Annotated in this window: 16 protein-coding genes and 1 pseudogene; 13 read left to right on the plus strand and 4 right to left on the minus strand. The window is 41.8% G+C overall.

Going from position 1 to position 15,413, the window contains the following annotated elements:
- The first annotated feature begins 142 nt into the window (after positions 1-142).
- The 8 genes and pseudogenes from OFN73_RS07470 to OFN73_RS07505 all read left to right on the plus strand — a co-directional run bounded on the left by OFN73_RS07470 (position 143) and on the right by OFN73_RS07505 (position 5,469).
- A complete protein-coding gene (locus tag OFN73_RS07470) occupies positions 143-844 on the plus strand; it encodes a Bax inhibitor-1/YccA family protein (protein WP_270862896.1) in 702 nt (233 codons plus the stop codon).
- Between the two features lie 90 nt (positions 845-934).
- Positions 935-1,255 (plus strand): annotated as a pseudogene (gene secG, locus OFN73_RS07475) (preprotein translocase subunit SecG); the annotation flags it as partial.
- A gap of 360 nt (positions 1,256-1,615) precedes the next feature.
- Complete coding sequence (frr, locus tag OFN73_RS07480) at positions 1,616-2,173, plus strand: ribosome recycling factor (protein ID WP_270858664.1); 558 nt, start codon at positions 1,616-1,618, stop codon at positions 2,171-2,173.
- Between the two features lie 2 nt (positions 2,174-2,175).
- Complete coding sequence (pyrE, locus tag OFN73_RS07485) at positions 2,176-2,784, plus strand: orotate phosphoribosyltransferase (RefSeq protein ID WP_270862897.1); 609 nt, start codon at positions 2,176-2,178, stop codon at positions 2,782-2,784.
- 38 nt (positions 2,785-2,822) lie between these two features.
- Positions 2,823-3,248, plus strand: coding sequence for an RDD family protein (locus OFN73_RS07490; RefSeq protein WP_270862898.1), 426 nt, complete (start codon positions 2,823-2,825; stop codon positions 3,246-3,248).
- Positions 3,241-3,801 (plus strand): ribonuclease HII, encoded by a 561-nt coding sequence (locus tag OFN73_RS07495; RefSeq protein ID WP_270862899.1) that lies wholly within the window; start codon positions 3,241-3,243, stop codon positions 3,799-3,801. The genes OFN73_RS07490 and OFN73_RS07495 overlap by 8 nt, the downstream gene beginning before the upstream one ends.
- A gap of 72 nt (positions 3,802-3,873) precedes the next feature.
- Positions 3,874-4,503 (plus strand): DUF4197 family protein, encoded by a 630-nt coding sequence (locus OFN73_RS07500; RefSeq protein WP_270862900.1) that lies wholly within the window; start codon positions 3,874-3,876, stop codon positions 4,501-4,503.
- A gap of 3 nt (positions 4,504-4,506) precedes the next feature.
- Complete coding sequence (locus OFN73_RS07505) at positions 4,507-5,469, plus strand: DMT family transporter (RefSeq protein ID WP_270862901.1); 963 nt, start codon at positions 4,507-4,509, stop codon at positions 5,467-5,469.
- Here the strand turns inward: OFN73_RS07505 and OFN73_RS07510 are convergent.
- From OFN73_RS07510 to OFN73_RS07520, 3 genes are read right to left on the minus strand one after another with little or no spacing between them, the layout of a single operon-like run.
- Positions 5,413-6,216 carry a metal ABC transporter permease gene (locus OFN73_RS07510; protein WP_270858658.1) on the minus strand — a complete coding sequence of 268 codons (804 nt, stop codon included), beginning with the start codon at positions 6,214-6,216 and terminating at the stop codon, positions 5,413-5,415. The genes OFN73_RS07505 and OFN73_RS07510 overlap by 57 nt on opposite strands.
- A complete protein-coding gene (locus OFN73_RS07515) occupies positions 6,209-6,973 on the minus strand; it encodes a metal ABC transporter ATP-binding protein (RefSeq protein WP_270862902.1) in 765 nt (254 codons plus the stop codon). The genes OFN73_RS07510 and OFN73_RS07515 overlap by 8 nt, the downstream gene beginning before the upstream one ends.
- Entirely contained in the window at positions 6,970-7,890 is a 921-nt protein-coding gene (locus OFN73_RS07520) for a metal ABC transporter solute-binding protein, Zn/Mn family (RefSeq protein WP_270862903.1), read from the minus strand. Before OFN73_RS07520 ends, OFN73_RS07515 begins: the two co-directional genes overlap by 4 nt.
- 77 nt (positions 7,891-7,967) lie before the next feature.
- Between OFN73_RS07520 and OFN73_RS07525 the strand changes: the two genes are divergently transcribed.
- Genes OFN73_RS07525 through OFN73_RS07535 form a run of 3 tightly spaced genes read left to right on the plus strand, consistent with a single transcriptional unit; the run spans position 7,968 to position 12,018 of the window.
- The gene (locus OFN73_RS07525) at positions 7,968-8,699 is read left to right on the plus strand and encodes a class I SAM-dependent methyltransferase (RefSeq protein ID WP_270862904.1); all 732 of its coding nucleotides are present in this window, start codon (positions 7,968-7,970) and stop codon (positions 8,697-8,699) included.
- Positions 8,662-9,501 carry a cytochrome-c peroxidase gene (locus OFN73_RS07530; protein ID WP_270862905.1) on the plus strand — a complete coding sequence of 280 codons (840 nt, stop codon included), beginning with the start codon at positions 8,662-8,664 and terminating at the stop codon, positions 9,499-9,501. Before OFN73_RS07525 ends, OFN73_RS07530 begins: the two co-directional genes overlap by 38 nt.
- Positions 9,502-9,510: 9 nt before the next feature.
- The gene (locus tag OFN73_RS07535) at positions 9,511-12,018 is read left to right on the plus strand and encodes a sensor domain-containing phosphodiesterase (RefSeq protein WP_270862906.1); all 2,508 of its coding nucleotides are present in this window, start codon (positions 9,511-9,513) and stop codon (positions 12,016-12,018) included.
- A gap of 379 nt (positions 12,019-12,397) precedes the next feature.
- Here the strand turns inward: OFN73_RS07535 and OFN73_RS07540 are convergent, their stop codons facing one another.
- Complete coding sequence (locus OFN73_RS07540) at positions 12,398-13,372, minus strand: DUF475 domain-containing protein (RefSeq protein WP_270862907.1); 975 nt, start codon at positions 13,370-13,372, stop codon at positions 12,398-12,400.
- A gap of 83 nt (positions 13,373-13,455) precedes the next feature.
- On the opposite strand from OFN73_RS07540, the gene OFN73_RS07545 reads away from it, so the two are divergent.
- Positions 13,456-14,796, plus strand: coding sequence for a Na+/H+ antiporter family protein (locus tag OFN73_RS07545; protein ID WP_270858651.1), 1,341 nt, complete (start codon positions 13,456-13,458; stop codon positions 14,794-14,796).
- 218 nt (positions 14,797-15,014) lie between these two features.
- Positions 15,015-15,413 (plus strand): alpha/beta hydrolase (locus OFN73_RS07550; RefSeq protein ID WP_270862909.1); only part of this gene is annotated, 399 nt, incomplete at its 3' end.

Genomic DNA, 15,413 nt, shown 5'->3' on the forward strand with positions numbered 1-15,413 from the left:
GTTGTTCAGCCAAAATTCTCTCCTTTTTAAAAAACGGCTGATTATATATTGCTTTTTTAAATAGAAAAAATTTTAGCTATTTATTATATATTTGGTAAAATTTTGCTAAACTCCCTACCCAAAATCAAAAAAAGGAGAGAAAATGAGTCTTTACGATAGAAATCATCTTACTAGCGAATACGACGCGAGCTACGATGCGCCATTAGAGCAAGGCAGAGTTAGCAAACTCATCAAAGAAACTTACGCTCTTTTAACAGCTTCTATGGTCGCAGCCGCCGCTGGTGCGTATGTAGCGATGAGCACAGGCGTAGCAATGGGGCTAAATCCGTTGCTATATTTTATTTTGATGATTGGTTTGATTTTTGCAATGCAATTTGCCGTCAATCGCGGAGCTAACAGCCTTGCGTTGGTTTTGCTTTTTGCCTTTACATTTATCACAGGTCTTACGCTAGGTAAGGTTTTATCGCTTTATATCGGTGCTGGTATGGGCGGCGTGGTAACACAAGCTTTCGTGGCTACTGCGGTTACATTTGGCGCACTTACTGTGTATGCGATGAACTCAAAAGTCAATGTCGATAGCTGGGGCAAACCGCTATTTATCTCGCTAATCGCAGTGATTATCATCGGATTTTTGAACTACTTTTTCTTCAAAAGTTCGCTTGTGAGCCTAGGAATTTCTGGTTTTAGCGCGCTTTTGTTTTCGTTTTATATCATCTATGATACCAAAAACATCATCAACGGCGTCTATACTTCGCCAATCATGGCAGCTGTGGGTATGTATCTAAATATCTACAACCTTTTTATGTCACTTCTAAATATCCTTGGTTTTGCAAACAGGGATTAAAATTTAGGGCGCAAATTTGGCGCCCTTAACTTAAAATTTATATTTTTTTCATTATAATGCCAAATTCAATTTTTTTCAAAGGTTAATATTGTGACTACTTTATTTTTGGTTTTACAAGTAATTTTTGCTATCGTAATAACAATCGCCGTATTGTTACAAAAAAGCTCATCTATCGGTCTTGGCGCATATAGCGGAAGCAACGAAAGCCTATTTGGCGCAAAGGGACCTGCTGGATTTTTGGCTAAATTTACAGCGTTTATGGGAATTTTATTTGTGGCAAACACTCTTGCTTTGGCATATTTTTATCAACAAGACGCAAAATCATCAGTAATCGACCGCGTCAAAGTAGAACAAAAACAAAGCGAAGCGCCGAAAAACGCCGTTCCAGCCGTGCCAAGCGCACCAAAGGCAAATAGCTTAAATATAAAACCTTCGTTTGATAACGCAGCTAATGCTTTGCAAAGTGGAGCAGAAAAAATTTCAGAAGCAGTTGAAAACAACGCTAGCGCGGCAGTAGAAGCTGTAAAACAAAGCATAGAGGGCGTAGAAAACAATATCTCACAAGCTAGCGAAAAAATCGAACAAAAAGCTAGCGAGCTTGGCGCAGCAATCGAGGGCAACGCCACAGAGGCTCTCAAAACTCTAAGCGATCAAAATCAATCAAAATAATTCTAAATTTTTGCATTTAAAAATGTCAAATTTCGCATTTTTAAATGCAACTCTTATTTTTTTTACGCTACAATTCACAAATTTTTCTTACAAAGGATTTTAATGTTAGATTCTATTTATAAAGACCAGAAATCGCACTGCGACAAAGCTATTGAAGCCCTTAAAAAGGACTTTGGGACACTTCGCACTGGCAAGGTAAATATAAATATCCTAGACCACATTACGGTTGATTACTACGGAAGCCAAACTCCACTCAATCAAGTCGCTACCGTTTTGGCGACAGACGCTGTTACGATTACTATCACGCCCTGGGAAAAACCAATGCTAAAAACGATTGAAAGCGCGATTGCAGCGGCAAATATCGGCGTAAATCCGAACAACGACGGCGAGGCTGTGAAGCTGTTTTTTCCACCGATGACGGTAGAACAAAGACAAGAAAACGCCAAAAAAGCCAAAGCAATGGGCGAAAAGGCAAAAATCAGCATTAGAAATATCAGAAAAGACGCGAACGACGAGGTTAAAAAACTAGAAAAAGACAAAGCTATTAGCGAAGATGACGCTAAAAAAGGCTACGATGAAGTGCAAAAAATCACCGATAACTATTCAGCCAAAATCGATGAAACCGTAAAAGCCAAAGAGGCAGAGTTATTGAAGGTTTGATAATGGAAATCGAAAAAATTTACAAAGAAAACGGCGCGTATTTGCACGGGCATTTTTTGCTCAGTAGCGGAAACCACTCCGAATACTACCTCCAAAGCGCAAAAGTTTTAGAAAACCCTGCCCTAGCCGGGGAGTTAGCAAGCCAGCTAGCGGGCGTCATAAAAGATGCTGGCATTAGCTATGATAGCGTCTGCTCGCCAGCACTTGGCGGAATTTTGGCTGGTTACGAGCTAGCCAAGCAAGCAGGCAAACGCTTTATTTTCACTGAGCGCGTCGAAAAGGTTATGAGCCTAAGACGCGGTTTTGAAGTCAAAAAGGGCGAAAAATTTGTAATCTGCGAAGATATCATCACCACAGGCGGCTCTGCCTTAGAGAGTGCGAAAATCATCGAAAGCCTTGGTGGCGAGGTTGTAGCTTTTGCAGCCCTTGCAAACCGCGGATTTTGCGCAGTGGCAAATTTAGGCAACTCGCGCCATGAAAGTTGCAAACTTCCATTTGATAAACCACTTTTTACGCTTGGAAATTTCAGCTTCGAAATTTACGAGCCAAATTCCTGCCCGCTTTGCAAAAACGGAAGCGTGGCAATCAAACCTGGTTCGCGCGGAAACTAAATTTCGCGCGAAATGCAAATTTATTCAAGGAAATTTAAGTGGCAAAGCAAAAAGCGGTAATCGCGCCAGTGTTTTTACGCGTAAAGGCCTTTATCGTCGATATGTTTTTCATCGCAATGCCACTTTTTTATATCACAACCTACCTTGTTTTGGGCTCGAAAGAGGCTTTTCAAAGTAACCAAATCGCAATCGCGCTAATCTGGCTAGCTTACGGGGCAATTTGCGCGGTTTTTTACGCCAAATCAGCCCAAAGCCCGGGCTATAAATTTTCAAATATCTATCTTATCGATCTTCGCTCGGGGCGCAAAATTTCATTTTTTCGCGCGTTTTTGCGCTTTTTGTGCTTTATTTTGGCGGGATTTAGCATGATTGGGTTATTAATCTGCTTTTTTCGCAAAGATAGGCTCTGTCTGCACGATATCCTAACCCACACAGCAGCTGTGAGGAAAAGCAATAATGGCTGAGATTTGCGGTATCGACGAGGCTGGGCGAGGCTGTATCGCAGGGCCTTTGTGCGTGGCAGGCTGTGTTTTGCATGCCCAAATTTCAGGGCTAAATGACAGCAAAAAACTAAGCGAAAAAAAACGCGAAGAACTATTTGAAAAAATCATAAAAAACTCAAATTTTAAAATAGTCGAATTTTCTAGCGCCAATGTCGATGAAATGGGGCTTAGCGCGTGTTTAAAAACTGCGCTTGAAAAGATTGTGGCGCACTTTGGGGAGCAAAATTTCGACATTATTTTTGACGGAAATTCCAAATTTGGCGCAAGTGGATTTCGCACCATGGTGGGGGCTGACGCCAAAATCGCAGAGGTAAGCGCAGCCTCGATTTTAGCGAAGGTTACGCGCGATCGCAAAATGAGAGAAATCGCAAAAACTTGCCCGCAATACGGCTTTGCAAAAAACAAAGGATACGGCGCAAAAGCCCATATCGAGGCGATTAAAAAATTTGGCTACACAGAATTTCACCGCAAATCATATCGCCTCAAAGCCTTAGAGCCGACACTTTTTGATTAAAATTTTAAATCGCATTGAATAAACATTAAATTTTTTGCCATAAAATAGCGAAATTTTTTATGGGGGCAAATTTTGCTTAAAAAAATTATTTTGATTTTCGCGCCATTTTTTTTAATGGCTAGTTGGGAAGAGGTCGCTGTAAAGGGACTAGATGTGATGATAAGCGCCAATGTCGGCGACAGCGAAAATTTCAAAAAATCGCTAAATTCGCTCATCGAGCGCGCCGCGAGAGAATACGCCAAATCAGGCATAACGCAATACGAGCTGGATTTGCCAAATTTCATCGCTAAAAAAACGAGCCCAAACTCCCCTACTGCGCGCACTATGCGTCGCTCACTAACCCAAAGCCTAACCCCTGCAATCCCAAATTTAAAGCAAATTTTGCAATCCAAAATCTCAGCTATGGACGAAAACTCCACGCAGGCCATAATGCGTGGCGAGCTAAGCCTAGCGCATTATATGAGAGTTAATGCCTTTAATGAAATTTACGCCGCCTTGCGCCCAAATATCGAAAACCTTGCCAGCGACACAAGCTTTGCCAAAAGCTACAAAAACGCCACAGGAAGCGAGATCGGTGATGATTTTGCGAACGAATTTACAAGCGAGTTTTTAAACGACGCCTTTGATAAACTAGTCGCTCACGAACGCGAATTTCGCAACAGCACAGAGGCGATGTTTAATATCCTAAAAACTATTCGCTAGCTTATGCGCTCTAAATTTAACCAGCCAAATTCAACCCTTATTTGGGAGTTTGCCCTAATTTGCGTCGCGCTAATTTGGGGTAGCACATTTATCCCCGTCCAGCGCGCCACTGCAAATGCCGATATTTTTAGCTTTTTGTTTTGGAGATTTTTGCTCGCTAGCGTTTTTATGTATCTTGCGAGCCTGAAATTTAAGCCTAAATTCGACACAAAAACCATATTTTTCGGTATTTTTTGTGGGCTAATGCTCTTTTTTGACTTTACCTGTCAGACCTTTGCCCTGCGCTACACTCTATCATCATCGGTAGCCTTTATTTTGGGGCTTAATGTCATTATGGTGCCATTTATGATGTATGCGTTTTTTCGCAAAAGTGTCGGAATTTTCGCTTTTTTGGGCGCTGGCGTGGCAGTTTTGGGGCTGTTTTTTCTAAGTGGGGCTAGCAATGTTGGCTTTAACCTTGGCGAGCAACTCACGCTGATTTCTGCTTTTATGTATGCCCTACACATCGTATTTACCGGCGTTTGCGCTAGGAGGTGCAACCTGCACGGCTTTGTGGTAATGCAGTTTGTTTGCGTGAGTGTTTGCACGCTTTTTGCCGCGATTTCCACACCGCACGAAAATTTCGCAAATTCCATAAATTTAATCGGAAATTTGACATTTTCCTTCAAATTTGACTTCATTTTTGCCCTGATTTTAACCTCGATTTTCGCCACCGTTTTTGCATTTTTTATCCAAACACTAGCCCAAGAAAAGGGCGTCAGCGAGATTAAAACGGTGCTTATTTTCACACTCGAACCACTTGGGGCTGGCGTGCTAGGATACATTTTTGGCGAAAAGTTAAGCCCGCTTCAAATCACGGGCGCAGGGCTCATACTAGCAGGAATTTTACTAAGCGAGCTTGGCGGGATTTTAAGCGCGAAATTTCGCAATAAGCGCAGTGGCGAAAAAGCAGACCGAAGCGATTAAAATTATCGCCGCACCGCTTGTGAGATTGTAAAAATAGCTTAGCGCTAGCCCACTAAGGCAAAAAATCGCAGAAATTATCACAGCACTTATCATCATAATGCCTAAATTTTTCGAAATTTTCTCCGCGATAAATGGCGGGATCGTCATCAGCGAAATGACTAGTATCAGCCCCACAATCTGGATTGCGCTCACAATCGCAAAGCTCGCCATTATCACCAAAACATAATAAAACACGCTCGTATTTACCCCACGAAGCGTGGCAAACTCCCTATCGAAGCTAATCGCCAAAAACTGCCTATAAAAACAGATTATAATCAGCACAAAAACAGCGTCGCAAATGAGAGTGAAATTCAAGGTCGCGCTATCAATAGCCAAAATCGAGCCAAACAAAAAGCTCATCAAATCGCTTTTATAACCCGGCGCAAGGTCAGCAAAAATAATCCCCAGAGCCATACCAAAAGCCCAAATTGCGCCAATTATGGCGTCAAATCGCTCGTTATTTCTAGCCGTGATATAAGCGATTATCAAAGCTAGCACAAGCGAAAACACGCTCGCGCCCAAAAGCGGCGAAAATCCAAAATATATCGCCATACCGACCCCACCATACGCCCCGTGCGCGATTCCACCGGCGATAAAGCTCATTTTATTTATGACGATCAATGAGCCTATCACGCCACAAATCACGCTGACTAAAAGTGCGCCTATTAGGGCATTTCGCATAAATTCCAAAGCCAAAATTTCACTCATGCTCATCCCCGCAGTGGCAGTCATTTAGCGCAAGCTCGACCGAGCAAAAATGCCCATGCTCCTCGCGCAGGTGTTTTAAAAACTTCGCCCTCCCACTCGGATGCACGCTGTGCATGTGAAGCGAACCACCACTGACATAAACAGCGCGGTTTGCGTAATTTAGCGCCAAATTTAGATCATGGCTAATCATAATAATGCCCGTGCCCTCTGAATTTAGGCTTTTTAGTAGCTCATAAATCTGCACCTGCCCCATAGTATCGATACTAGCCAAAGGTTCATCCAAAAGCAAAATTTTCGCATTTGCGCACAGAGCGCGCGCGATATAGACTCGCTGTCTTTGACCGCCACTTAGCTCGCTGATTTTTGCCTCGCCAAGATCTCTCATACCCACTCGCTCCAAGGCTTCAAGGGCTTTTAGGCGATCTTTTTTGGTGTAAAATCCAAAAATTTTTTTATCTATTAGCCCCATTAAAACCACATCAGCCACGCTGATTGGAAAGCTTTTGTTAATAGCGATGAATTGGGGCACATAGCCGATTTGCTTCCTAGCTGCGATCGGGGATTTGCCAAGCACCTCGATTTTGCCACTATCTGGCCTTAAAAGTCCCAAAATCAGGCGCAAAAGCGTGCTTTTGCCACTGCCATTGGGGCCAAAAATTGATAAAAAATCGTTGATTTCATACTCTAAATTTATCGAATTTAAAATTTGGCGCTTTTCGTAAGAAAACGAAAGGTTGCTAAGCTTTACGGCGCTCATTTTTGCGCCCCCGCAGCCGATATTTCATCTATTAATTTTTTAAGCTCGCTTTGCCACTCATAGCTTAAAAAATCGATTTGTGTGAGCTTTGCACCTGTTTGGGTGGCTAGGATTTGCGCTGCCTTGCTTGCAAACTGCGGGCTAGTGAAAATCACGCCAATTTTTTCATCATTTGCTAGCTTTATCAAATCCGCCAAATCAGCCGGTTTTGGCTCGCCCCCACCTTGCTCGACTGCGATTTGAGTGAGATTATACCTGCGCGCGAAATACCCAAGTGTAGGGTGATAGATGATAAATTTCGCCCCAGATGAATTTGATAAATTTTGCAAGGCATAAGCGTGAAGCTCGTCTAATTCAGCTTCAAATTTAGCCAAATTTTGCTCGTATTTGGCGCAGTTTGCGCCATTTAGTTCGCATAAATTTTTAGCGATATTTTGCGAAATTTGTTTTACCAAAATCGGATCTAGCCAAATGTGTGGATCGGCTCCGTCGTGGGCGTGTTCGGCGTGCTCGCCCTGCTCCTCGTGTTTTTCGGCGTGAGTATCACCCTCGCCAACTTCCTCGTGCGTTTCACCCAAATTTTCAAAATTTACCTTCTCTATCCCTGCGCTTAAATCATAAAATTTTACCCCGCTAGCGTTTGCGCTAAACCTTTTTAGCCACACCTCATCAAACTCCGTGCCTATCCCAAAATACGCCACGCTCTTTGCGATATCACGCATTGTGGCGGGTTTGGGCTCGTATGTGTGGGGATCTGCGCTCTTATCCACGACGCTTTTTATCACAAAATCATCATCTGCGATTTTTTGCGCGAAATATCTCACAGGCTCGATTGTTACGCTAATTTGCGCCAAATCTTGGGCGAAATTTGCGCTAAATAAAAATGGGATTATCAAAAATTTGGGCAAAATTTTCATAAATTCTCCTTGTAAAACTGACGATTATATCATTTATAATAGAAATTTTGGTATTATTGCGAGAATTTGAGGTCGTTATGGAAAATATCTGGGACAAAAAAGCCGAAACTTACGCTAAATTCGATACAAATTTAAATGAATTTGGACAAAATTTATTTAAATTTATCGAAGATGAGGGCATAAATTTTGCAGGCAAAAGCGTCATCGACATAGGCGCAGGAACTGGCGTGTATTCGCTATATATCGCTACTTTGGGCGCTAGGCTTTACGCTCTTGATAGCGCGAAGGCAATGCTTGGTGCTCTTAAAATCAGCGCGCAAAAATATGGCATTAAAGTCGAGCAAATCATAAACGATGATTTTGCGAATTTTACCCAGAAAAATGAGCTTAAATTTGACATTGCGTTTTTAAGTATGAGCCCTGCACTGCGCACCAAGCAGGACTTTGATATGTTTTTAAATCTAGCAAAACGCAAAATTTATGTAAATTGGGCGAGCGAGCGAAATTCCTCGATGTTATCGCCGATTTTCGCGCATTTTGGGATAAAAAAATCTAGTCTAAATTTAACCACGCAAAATTTCGAGTTAAATTTAAAAAACAAAAATATCCCTTACAAATCGCGCGAGATTAGCGAAAGGCGCATACAAAGGCGAAATTTAAGCCAAGCAGTGCAAAATGCGCTGTGGCATTTGGGGGTAAATGGCGCAAATATCAGCGAAAAGACGCTAGAAAATCTTTTGGAAAAACAGGTAAAAAATGGGATTATCACAGATGAAATCAACGCTACTTTCAAAGCTTTTATTATTTAGCATTGTCCCTATTTTAGGCATTTGCGATGATATTTTCACACCGCTGAAAATGCCAGCGTTTAGCCCCGAAAAAGCTAGCCTTGGCATGAAGCTTTACCGCGACGCTAAATTTAGCGAGCAAAAGCGCTCTTGCGATAGCTGCCACAATCTATACCTAAACTCATCGGGCGCTAGCGTGCGAAATGGCGAAATCCCCACAATCCTAAACGCTTATTATATCGAGCGATACTCGGGTGGAAACTTTTTCCCTAGCCTAAATGAGCGCATTAAAACCTCGGTTTTAAGCCCCAAAGAGTTAGCCTCATCAAAAGAGAAAATCGAGGCGATAATCACCCAAAATTTAGCCTACAAACGCGAATTTAAAAAACTCTATGGCAAGGCAAATTTCGAAAATTTCGTCGATGCCTTGGGCGAGTATCTGAAATCAAAAACCACGATAAATTCTAAATTTGACCGCGTTTTGCGCGATGAGGAAAAATTCAGCGAAAGCGAATTTAAGGGCTATTTGCTCTTTATCGAGCTGTGTTCGTATTGCCACAACGGCGCGAATTTAGGCACCAACTCATACGCCAAAGTGCCTAATAAAAACCTGAATTTCAACCCAAACACAAGGATTGCAAACTATCGAAGCCACACTTACAAAAGAGTGCCGACCCTGCGAAATATCACCAAAACAGCCCCTTACATAAACGGCGAGTATTCGCTAGCGCGCTCGATTAAATTTTTGTTCCGCGATGTGTTTGATTACAGCTTAGATGATGATGATTTGCAAAATTTGCTGGATTTTTTGGCGACATTATAAGGAGTTATGATGAAAAAATTATTTTCAAATTTTAACCAAATTAGTAAAGACACCATAAACTGGATAATCATGAGTATTATCATGATAATAAGCCTTAGCTTCGCGCTAAGTTACTTTATCTCGCTAAAAAATGTCTCCGACTACAACGCCGTAACACGCCAAATGACGATGATTTATGACGCGAACACTAGACTAAATACACTCTTTGCCTCTGATAAACCTAGCCGCGATTTTAGCTCGATTAACGAAAATATGAAAGTCGTGTATAACACCCTAGATACGCTGGGGCAAAATCCGCTGATTTTGGATAACTCATTTAGCAATGATGTCGAGTATCTAAAAACAGCCTTTGCCGAAAAAATCAAACTCATCGACGAGCTAGGCGCGCTAAATTCGCAAAATAGCGTCATCTTGCACGCGATAGAGCAAAAATACATCAACCCAAACTCACGCTACGAAGTGGTAAATATTTTCTCGCAAATCACGCAGCTAAACTACAATAACTACACCGAAATTTACGCCATAAAAGAAAAAATAAAATACATAACTCCGCAAAATTTAACCGAGCAAAATTTCTTAAAAAACGCAAATTTGGTGCTTGATAATCTCACTAAGCTAAATTTGATTATCACGCGAAATGAAAGCGCAATCAACGGCAAATTTAAGGATTTAAGGGAAAAATTTGCGAATTTCAACGCCGAATTTTATAACTCATTTTCCGAAATGACTATGGTTTTTACCGCGATATTTTTGACATTTTTGCTCATCACCTACATGGTAAATTCAGACGCAATCAGCAAAAAACAAAAACTCCGCCCATACAAAGCCCTAGTCGATAGGGACGAAAACGCCGTATTTTTGCTAAATCATAAATTTCAAATCACATACGCTAACAAACAAGCAACCGAAATGTTTGGCTACAAACTAGACGAGCTAAAAGGCAAGGATATCGGCATAATCGCAGCTAGCGAGGACCATGCCAAATTCGAAAAAAAACTTAAAGAAGAAAGCGATAAGATTGGATATTTCACGCAGCAGCTGCGTTTGCTAGATAAAAATGGCACGCCGATTAACTCCAAAATAAAACTCTCAAAATTAGACGAAAACTCCAAATACCCGCACTATGGCGTTTTTATCAAAGATATGCGCCCAAATGAGGCTATGCAAGCTAGCCTAGCAGCAGCAGAGCAAACCCTGCTCGAACAAGGCTATGTCGATAAAATGACAAATTTCGGTAGCGAACTAGCCCTAAATGAAAGGATAATCAAACCAGAGATAGAAGGCTATATCATCTACCTAACAATCGCGAATTTTGATAATCTTAGACTATTTTATTCTAGCGATATTACTAGCCAAATCATAAAGGTATTTGCAAGGTCGCTTGATTTGTTTTTGGTCACAGAAAAAATCCCAGCCCAGCCATTTCGTATGCAAGGCGATGAATTTTGCCTATTTTATCCCGTTCATAAAGCTAGCAAAGAAAATATCGATAATAGAATTATTGTCGCAAATCATGTGCGCAAAATCATCGCAAAATTTACAAACCAACAGACCAAAATCGCAACCAAAGCCGGCGATATAAGCATAACGATAAATGTCGTGGCCGGCGTAAGTAGCAACAAAGACAATAATCGCGCCACAAGGGTGTTTCAAGCGGTCATGGCGATGTATGAAGCACAGCAAAAAAACGAGAATTTGGAATATTACCGCCCAAACAACCCGATCGAGCTAAAATACACCCAAAACCAGCTTATGATAAACACAATCCAGCAAGCAATCAAAACAAACCATGTCTTCGTGCTAGTCCAGCCGATTTTCGATATCTCAAAATCAGATCCAAACGGCAGGGAATACGGCACGCAAAGGACAAATTTCGTCCCTCTTGTCTATGAAATTTTAATCCGTCTAATCGATGATTCTGGCAGGGTTAGGCACCCGGGCGAGTTTATGGATGTCGCAAAACAGGCCTCACTTTACACTTCGCTGACAAAAATCGTAATCGAGGAGGCATTTAGGCTAATCGAAAATTTCCCAAATTCGAAATTTAGTATAAATTTGTCGTTTTTCGATATCGCAAACAACGAAATTCGCGCACTTTTGGAAGAAAAATTAGCAAAGGCAAAAAACGCGAAAAATCTCTTTATCGAAATTTTAGAGAGCGAGGAATTCGACGATTACGATAGCCTGCGAAAGTTTATCGCCACAGCCAAAAACCGCGGCTGCAAGATAGCTATCGACGACTTTGGCTCGGGGTATTCGAACTACTACCGAGTTTTGACTCTGGATGTGGATTTCATAAAAATCGATGGCGCACTCATCAAAGATATCGTAGCTGATGAGAGCTCGCGCGCGATCGTGGAGACTATCACAGCCTTTGCGAAAAACAGAAATTACGAAATCATCGCAGAATATGTCGAAAATCACCAAATTTCGACCATTTTGGAGAGCATGGGCATAAAATACATGCAAGGATTTTTTTACAGCAAACCAATGGAGCCATCAAAAATCGCCGTGTAAGCTATATTTGCAAGGAAATGCGAAGCATTTCCGTAAAAATCAAACCAGCTAAATTTAAAGCGAAGCTTTAAATTTAGCCACCTTAAAAGCGTCGTCGGGGGTTGGGGGTTTGTAAGGGGGAAGGGGCGCGACCTCGCAATTCAAGCCCCCTTCCCCCTTACAGAGAATTTCACGGCGCAGGTTAAATTCAAAAAATAATTCAATGCTAAATTTAGGTTGAATTTTAAATTTAAATTTTTCTGGATTGCTTCGCTTTCTGCGAAAGCTCGCAATGACAAATCAAACAGCACGCTCAATTTGTCATTGCGAGAATTTTGCGTAAGCAAAATTCGTGGCAATCTACAAGTATAAAATTCAAGGTCAGTATTTTTGCGGAATTTTACCCATTTTTTCTGTTATACAAAACCGAGCAAATAAAGGCAGAAAAAATAAAAATTATCCCCAGTGTGCCGGTTATCACCTCGCTGATTTCAAATTCGAGCTTGATAAACATAATCGCTGCAAGCGTGCCAATCGCATAATGCGCGCCGTGTTCTAAAAAAATAAACTTCGCCAGCGTGCCACGCTCGACCAAATATATCGTGAGTGAGCGCACAAACATCGCCCCAGCCCCAAGTCCTAGCATGATGATAAAGATATTGTTGCTTAGCGCAAACGCCCCAATCACGCCGTCAAAGCTAAAACTAGCGTCCAGCATTTCTAGGTAAATAAAGCCGTTTAGGCCGTTTCTCACGCCATTAGAGCTGAAAATTTTATCAAACGACTTTATCAAAATAAACAAAATTATCGCACTAAAATAAGCAATAATCGCCGTTTTTGAGGGGATTAAAACAGCCAAAACTGCGCCTAAAATCACAGCGAGTAAAATTTCAAATTTTGGGAAATTTTTGAGCCTTCTTACCAAAGCATTTTCTTCTAAAACCCGTATCCAAGGCTCTCTATCCTCATCGTCGAAGAAAAAGCTCAAAAACACCATCATCAAAAATGCCCCGCCAAAAATATAAATTCCGTCTTTGTTTTCTTCTAAAATTTCACTATACCGCGCAGGGTTGTTTAGTGCCAAATTTAGGCTCTCAAAAAGCCCTAAATGCGAAGCAGCGCTTACTATGATAATCGGAAATGCGAACCTCATACCAAAAACCGCCACAGGTATGCCCCACACGATAAACCTTTTGCGCCAAATCGCGTTCATATCCGTTAAGACCTTGGCATTTACCACGGCATTATCGAAGCTAAGGCTGATTTCTAAAATCGATAAAAGCGCGCAAATATACGCCCCAGCGAACCCGCCTAGCCAAAATCCTACCAAAACTGCTACAAAAAATATAAAAAATGATGAATAAAAATAACGCAAATTTTTCCTTTTTTTGAACGATTTTAGCGTAAATTTGCCTTGAATTTAATATAATTTGCCCAAATTTCACACAAAGGCAAAAAATGTTAAGCAACCCAGTGTTTTTAAGCATACTTTTGATGAGTATTTTGTGTTTGCTTCGCTGTAATGTCATGCTAGCTATCCTAATCAGCGCGATTTGCGCGGTACTGACTAGCCATATCCCGCTAATGGACGCCATAGGCTATTTCATCAACGGCAACCCGCAAACTGGCAGTGTCGGCATGGGCGGAAACTTGGAAACTGCGCTATCGTATATCCTACTTGGTGTCATCGCAAGTGCCGTAGCACGGACAAATTTAACGGCGATTTTGGTGCGAAGCGTAGCTGGATTTATCAGCGATAAAAAATTTATTTTCATCGCTATGATTGCCTTTATTTCGTGTTTATCGCAAAATTTAATCCCTGTTCATATCGCATTTATCCCGATTCTAATCCCGCCACTTGTAAAGATTATGAACTCACTAAAACTCGACCGCCGCGCCATAGCCTGCGCGCTGACATTTGGTTTGCAAACCCCATATATGGCGTTTCCTGTGGGATTTGGTCTGATTTTTATGGGAATTATCCAAAAAGAGATGAGCAAAAACGGCATGGATGTAGGTATCAGCGATATCGCTGGGGTCATGTGGATGAGTGCCATACCTATGGTAATTGGCCTTGTTTTGGCCATGCTTTACTACCGCAAGCCACGAAGCTATACTCAAACCAAAGAGAGCATTGAGGCGCATTTTGAGGAGTTCAAAATGCAAAAACGAGAATGGGGCGTGCTGGCTGGGATTATAGTGTGCTTCATCGCTCAACTAGTCCTTAGCATGGTAATCCAAATCGACGCTGGCTCAATGCCCTTTGCAGCTCTGGCTGGAATCCTTACAATGCTACTTTTAGGCGGTATTCCATGGGGCGAGCTAGATAGTATTTTCGACCAAGGCGTGCATATGCTAGGATACATCGCGTTTTTGATGCTTGTAGCTGGCGGATTTGGCACGATTATCAAAGAAACAGGCGGCGTGGGCGAGCTAGTAAGCGCAGTGGCTAGCCTAAGCGGTGGCAAAATCGGCGGAGCCGTGCTAATGATAGGCATAGGGCTTCTTGTAACAATGGGAATCGGATCTAGCTTTGGCACGATTCCGATTATCGCGACGATTTATTGTCCTTTGGCAGCCGAGCTTGGATTTAGCGTGGCTGCGACGATTTTTATCATCGGTGTGGCAGCAGGTCTGGGGGACGCTGGAAGTCCAGCCAGCGATAGCACACTAGCCCCTACTGCTGGGCTAAACATCGACGGCGAGCATAACCATATCTGGGATACCTGCGTGCCGACATTTATATTTTTCAATATCCCGCTAATCATCTTTGGCGTAATTTTTGCGATAATTTTATAAATTTTTAGGGTTAAATTTCAAAATTTAACCCTAGATAAATTTTAAAATTTGCAGAATTAGGCAATAAATTTGGATAATCTTTCTAACTAAAATTTCTTAAATTTGCTAAAATTTTCTCACTAAATTTCAATCAAGGAGAAAATATGAAAAAAATCCTAATTTCACTAGCTCTCGGAGCCATTTTAGCCACCACTGCAAGTGCCAAAGGCGAAGCGGATATGCCAAAAAATGTAGTGAGTGCGTGGGATAAAACCTTTGCAAAAAGCGACAAAGTAAATCACAAAAAAGTAGCCTTCAAAAATCGTTACGGAATTGTAATCGTTGCGGATTTATACACTCCAAAAAATATGAGTGGCAAACTCCCTGCAATCGCCATTTCTGGCCCTTATGGCGCAGTCAAAGAGCAATCTAGCGGACTTCACGCACAAACCTTAGCCGAGCGAGGATTTGTAACCCTAGCCTTTGATCCAAGTTTCACAGGCGAGAGCGGTGGCGATGTGCGCGACATTTCAAGCCCCGATATAAACACAGAAGATTTTAGCGCGGCCGTGGATTATCTAGGCGTGCAAGACTTCGTCGATAGAGAAAAAATCGGAATTTTAGGCATTTGTGGCTGG

This window comes from Campylobacter sp. JMF_14 EL1, assembly GCF_027737585.1.
Classification (GTDB): domain Bacteria; phylum Campylobacterota; class Campylobacteria; order Campylobacterales; family Campylobacteraceae; genus Campylobacter_B.

Bases quoted from the DNA above. Each gene is read 5' to 3' on its own strand.
- OFN73_RS07470 (WP_270862896.1), top strand. From the start codon at position 143: ATGAGTCTTTACGATAGAAATCATCTTACTAGCGAATACGACGCGAGC.
- frr (WP_270858664.1), top strand. From the start codon at position 1,616: ATGTTAGATTCTATTTATAAAGACCAGAAATCGCACTGCGACAAAGCT.
- pyrE (WP_270862897.1), top strand. From the start codon at position 2,176: ATGGAAATCGAAAAAATTTACAAAGAAAACGGCGCGTATTTGCACGGG.
- OFN73_RS07495 (WP_270862899.1), top strand. From the start codon at position 3,241: ATGGCTGAGATTTGCGGTATCGACGAGGCTGGGCGAGGCTGTATCGCA.
- OFN73_RS07505 (WP_270862901.1), top strand. From the start codon at position 4,507: ATGCGCTCTAAATTTAACCAGCCAAATTCAACCCTTATTTGGGAGTTT.
- OFN73_RS07510 (WP_270858658.1), bottom strand. From the start codon at position 6,216: ATGAGTGAAATTTTGGCTTTGGAATTTATGCGAAATGCCCTAATAGGC.
- OFN73_RS07515 (WP_270862902.1), bottom strand. From the start codon at position 6,973: ATGAGCGCCGTAAAGCTTAGCAACCTTTCGTTTTCTTACGAAAAGCGC.
- OFN73_RS07520 (WP_270862903.1), bottom strand. From the start codon at position 7,890: ATGAAAATTTTGCCCAAATTTTTGATAATCCCATTTTTATTTAGCGCA.
- OFN73_RS07525 (WP_270862904.1), top strand. From the start codon at position 7,968: ATGGAAAATATCTGGGACAAAAAAGCCGAAACTTACGCTAAATTCGAT.
- OFN73_RS07530 (WP_270862905.1), top strand. From the start codon at position 8,662: ATGAAATCAACGCTACTTTCAAAGCTTTTATTATTTAGCATTGTCCCT.
- OFN73_RS07535 (WP_270862906.1), top strand. From the start codon at position 9,511: ATGAAAAAATTATTTTCAAATTTTAACCAAATTAGTAAAGACACCATA.
- OFN73_RS07545 (WP_270858651.1), top strand. From the start codon at position 13,456: ATGTTAAGCAACCCAGTGTTTTTAAGCATACTTTTGATGAGTATTTTG.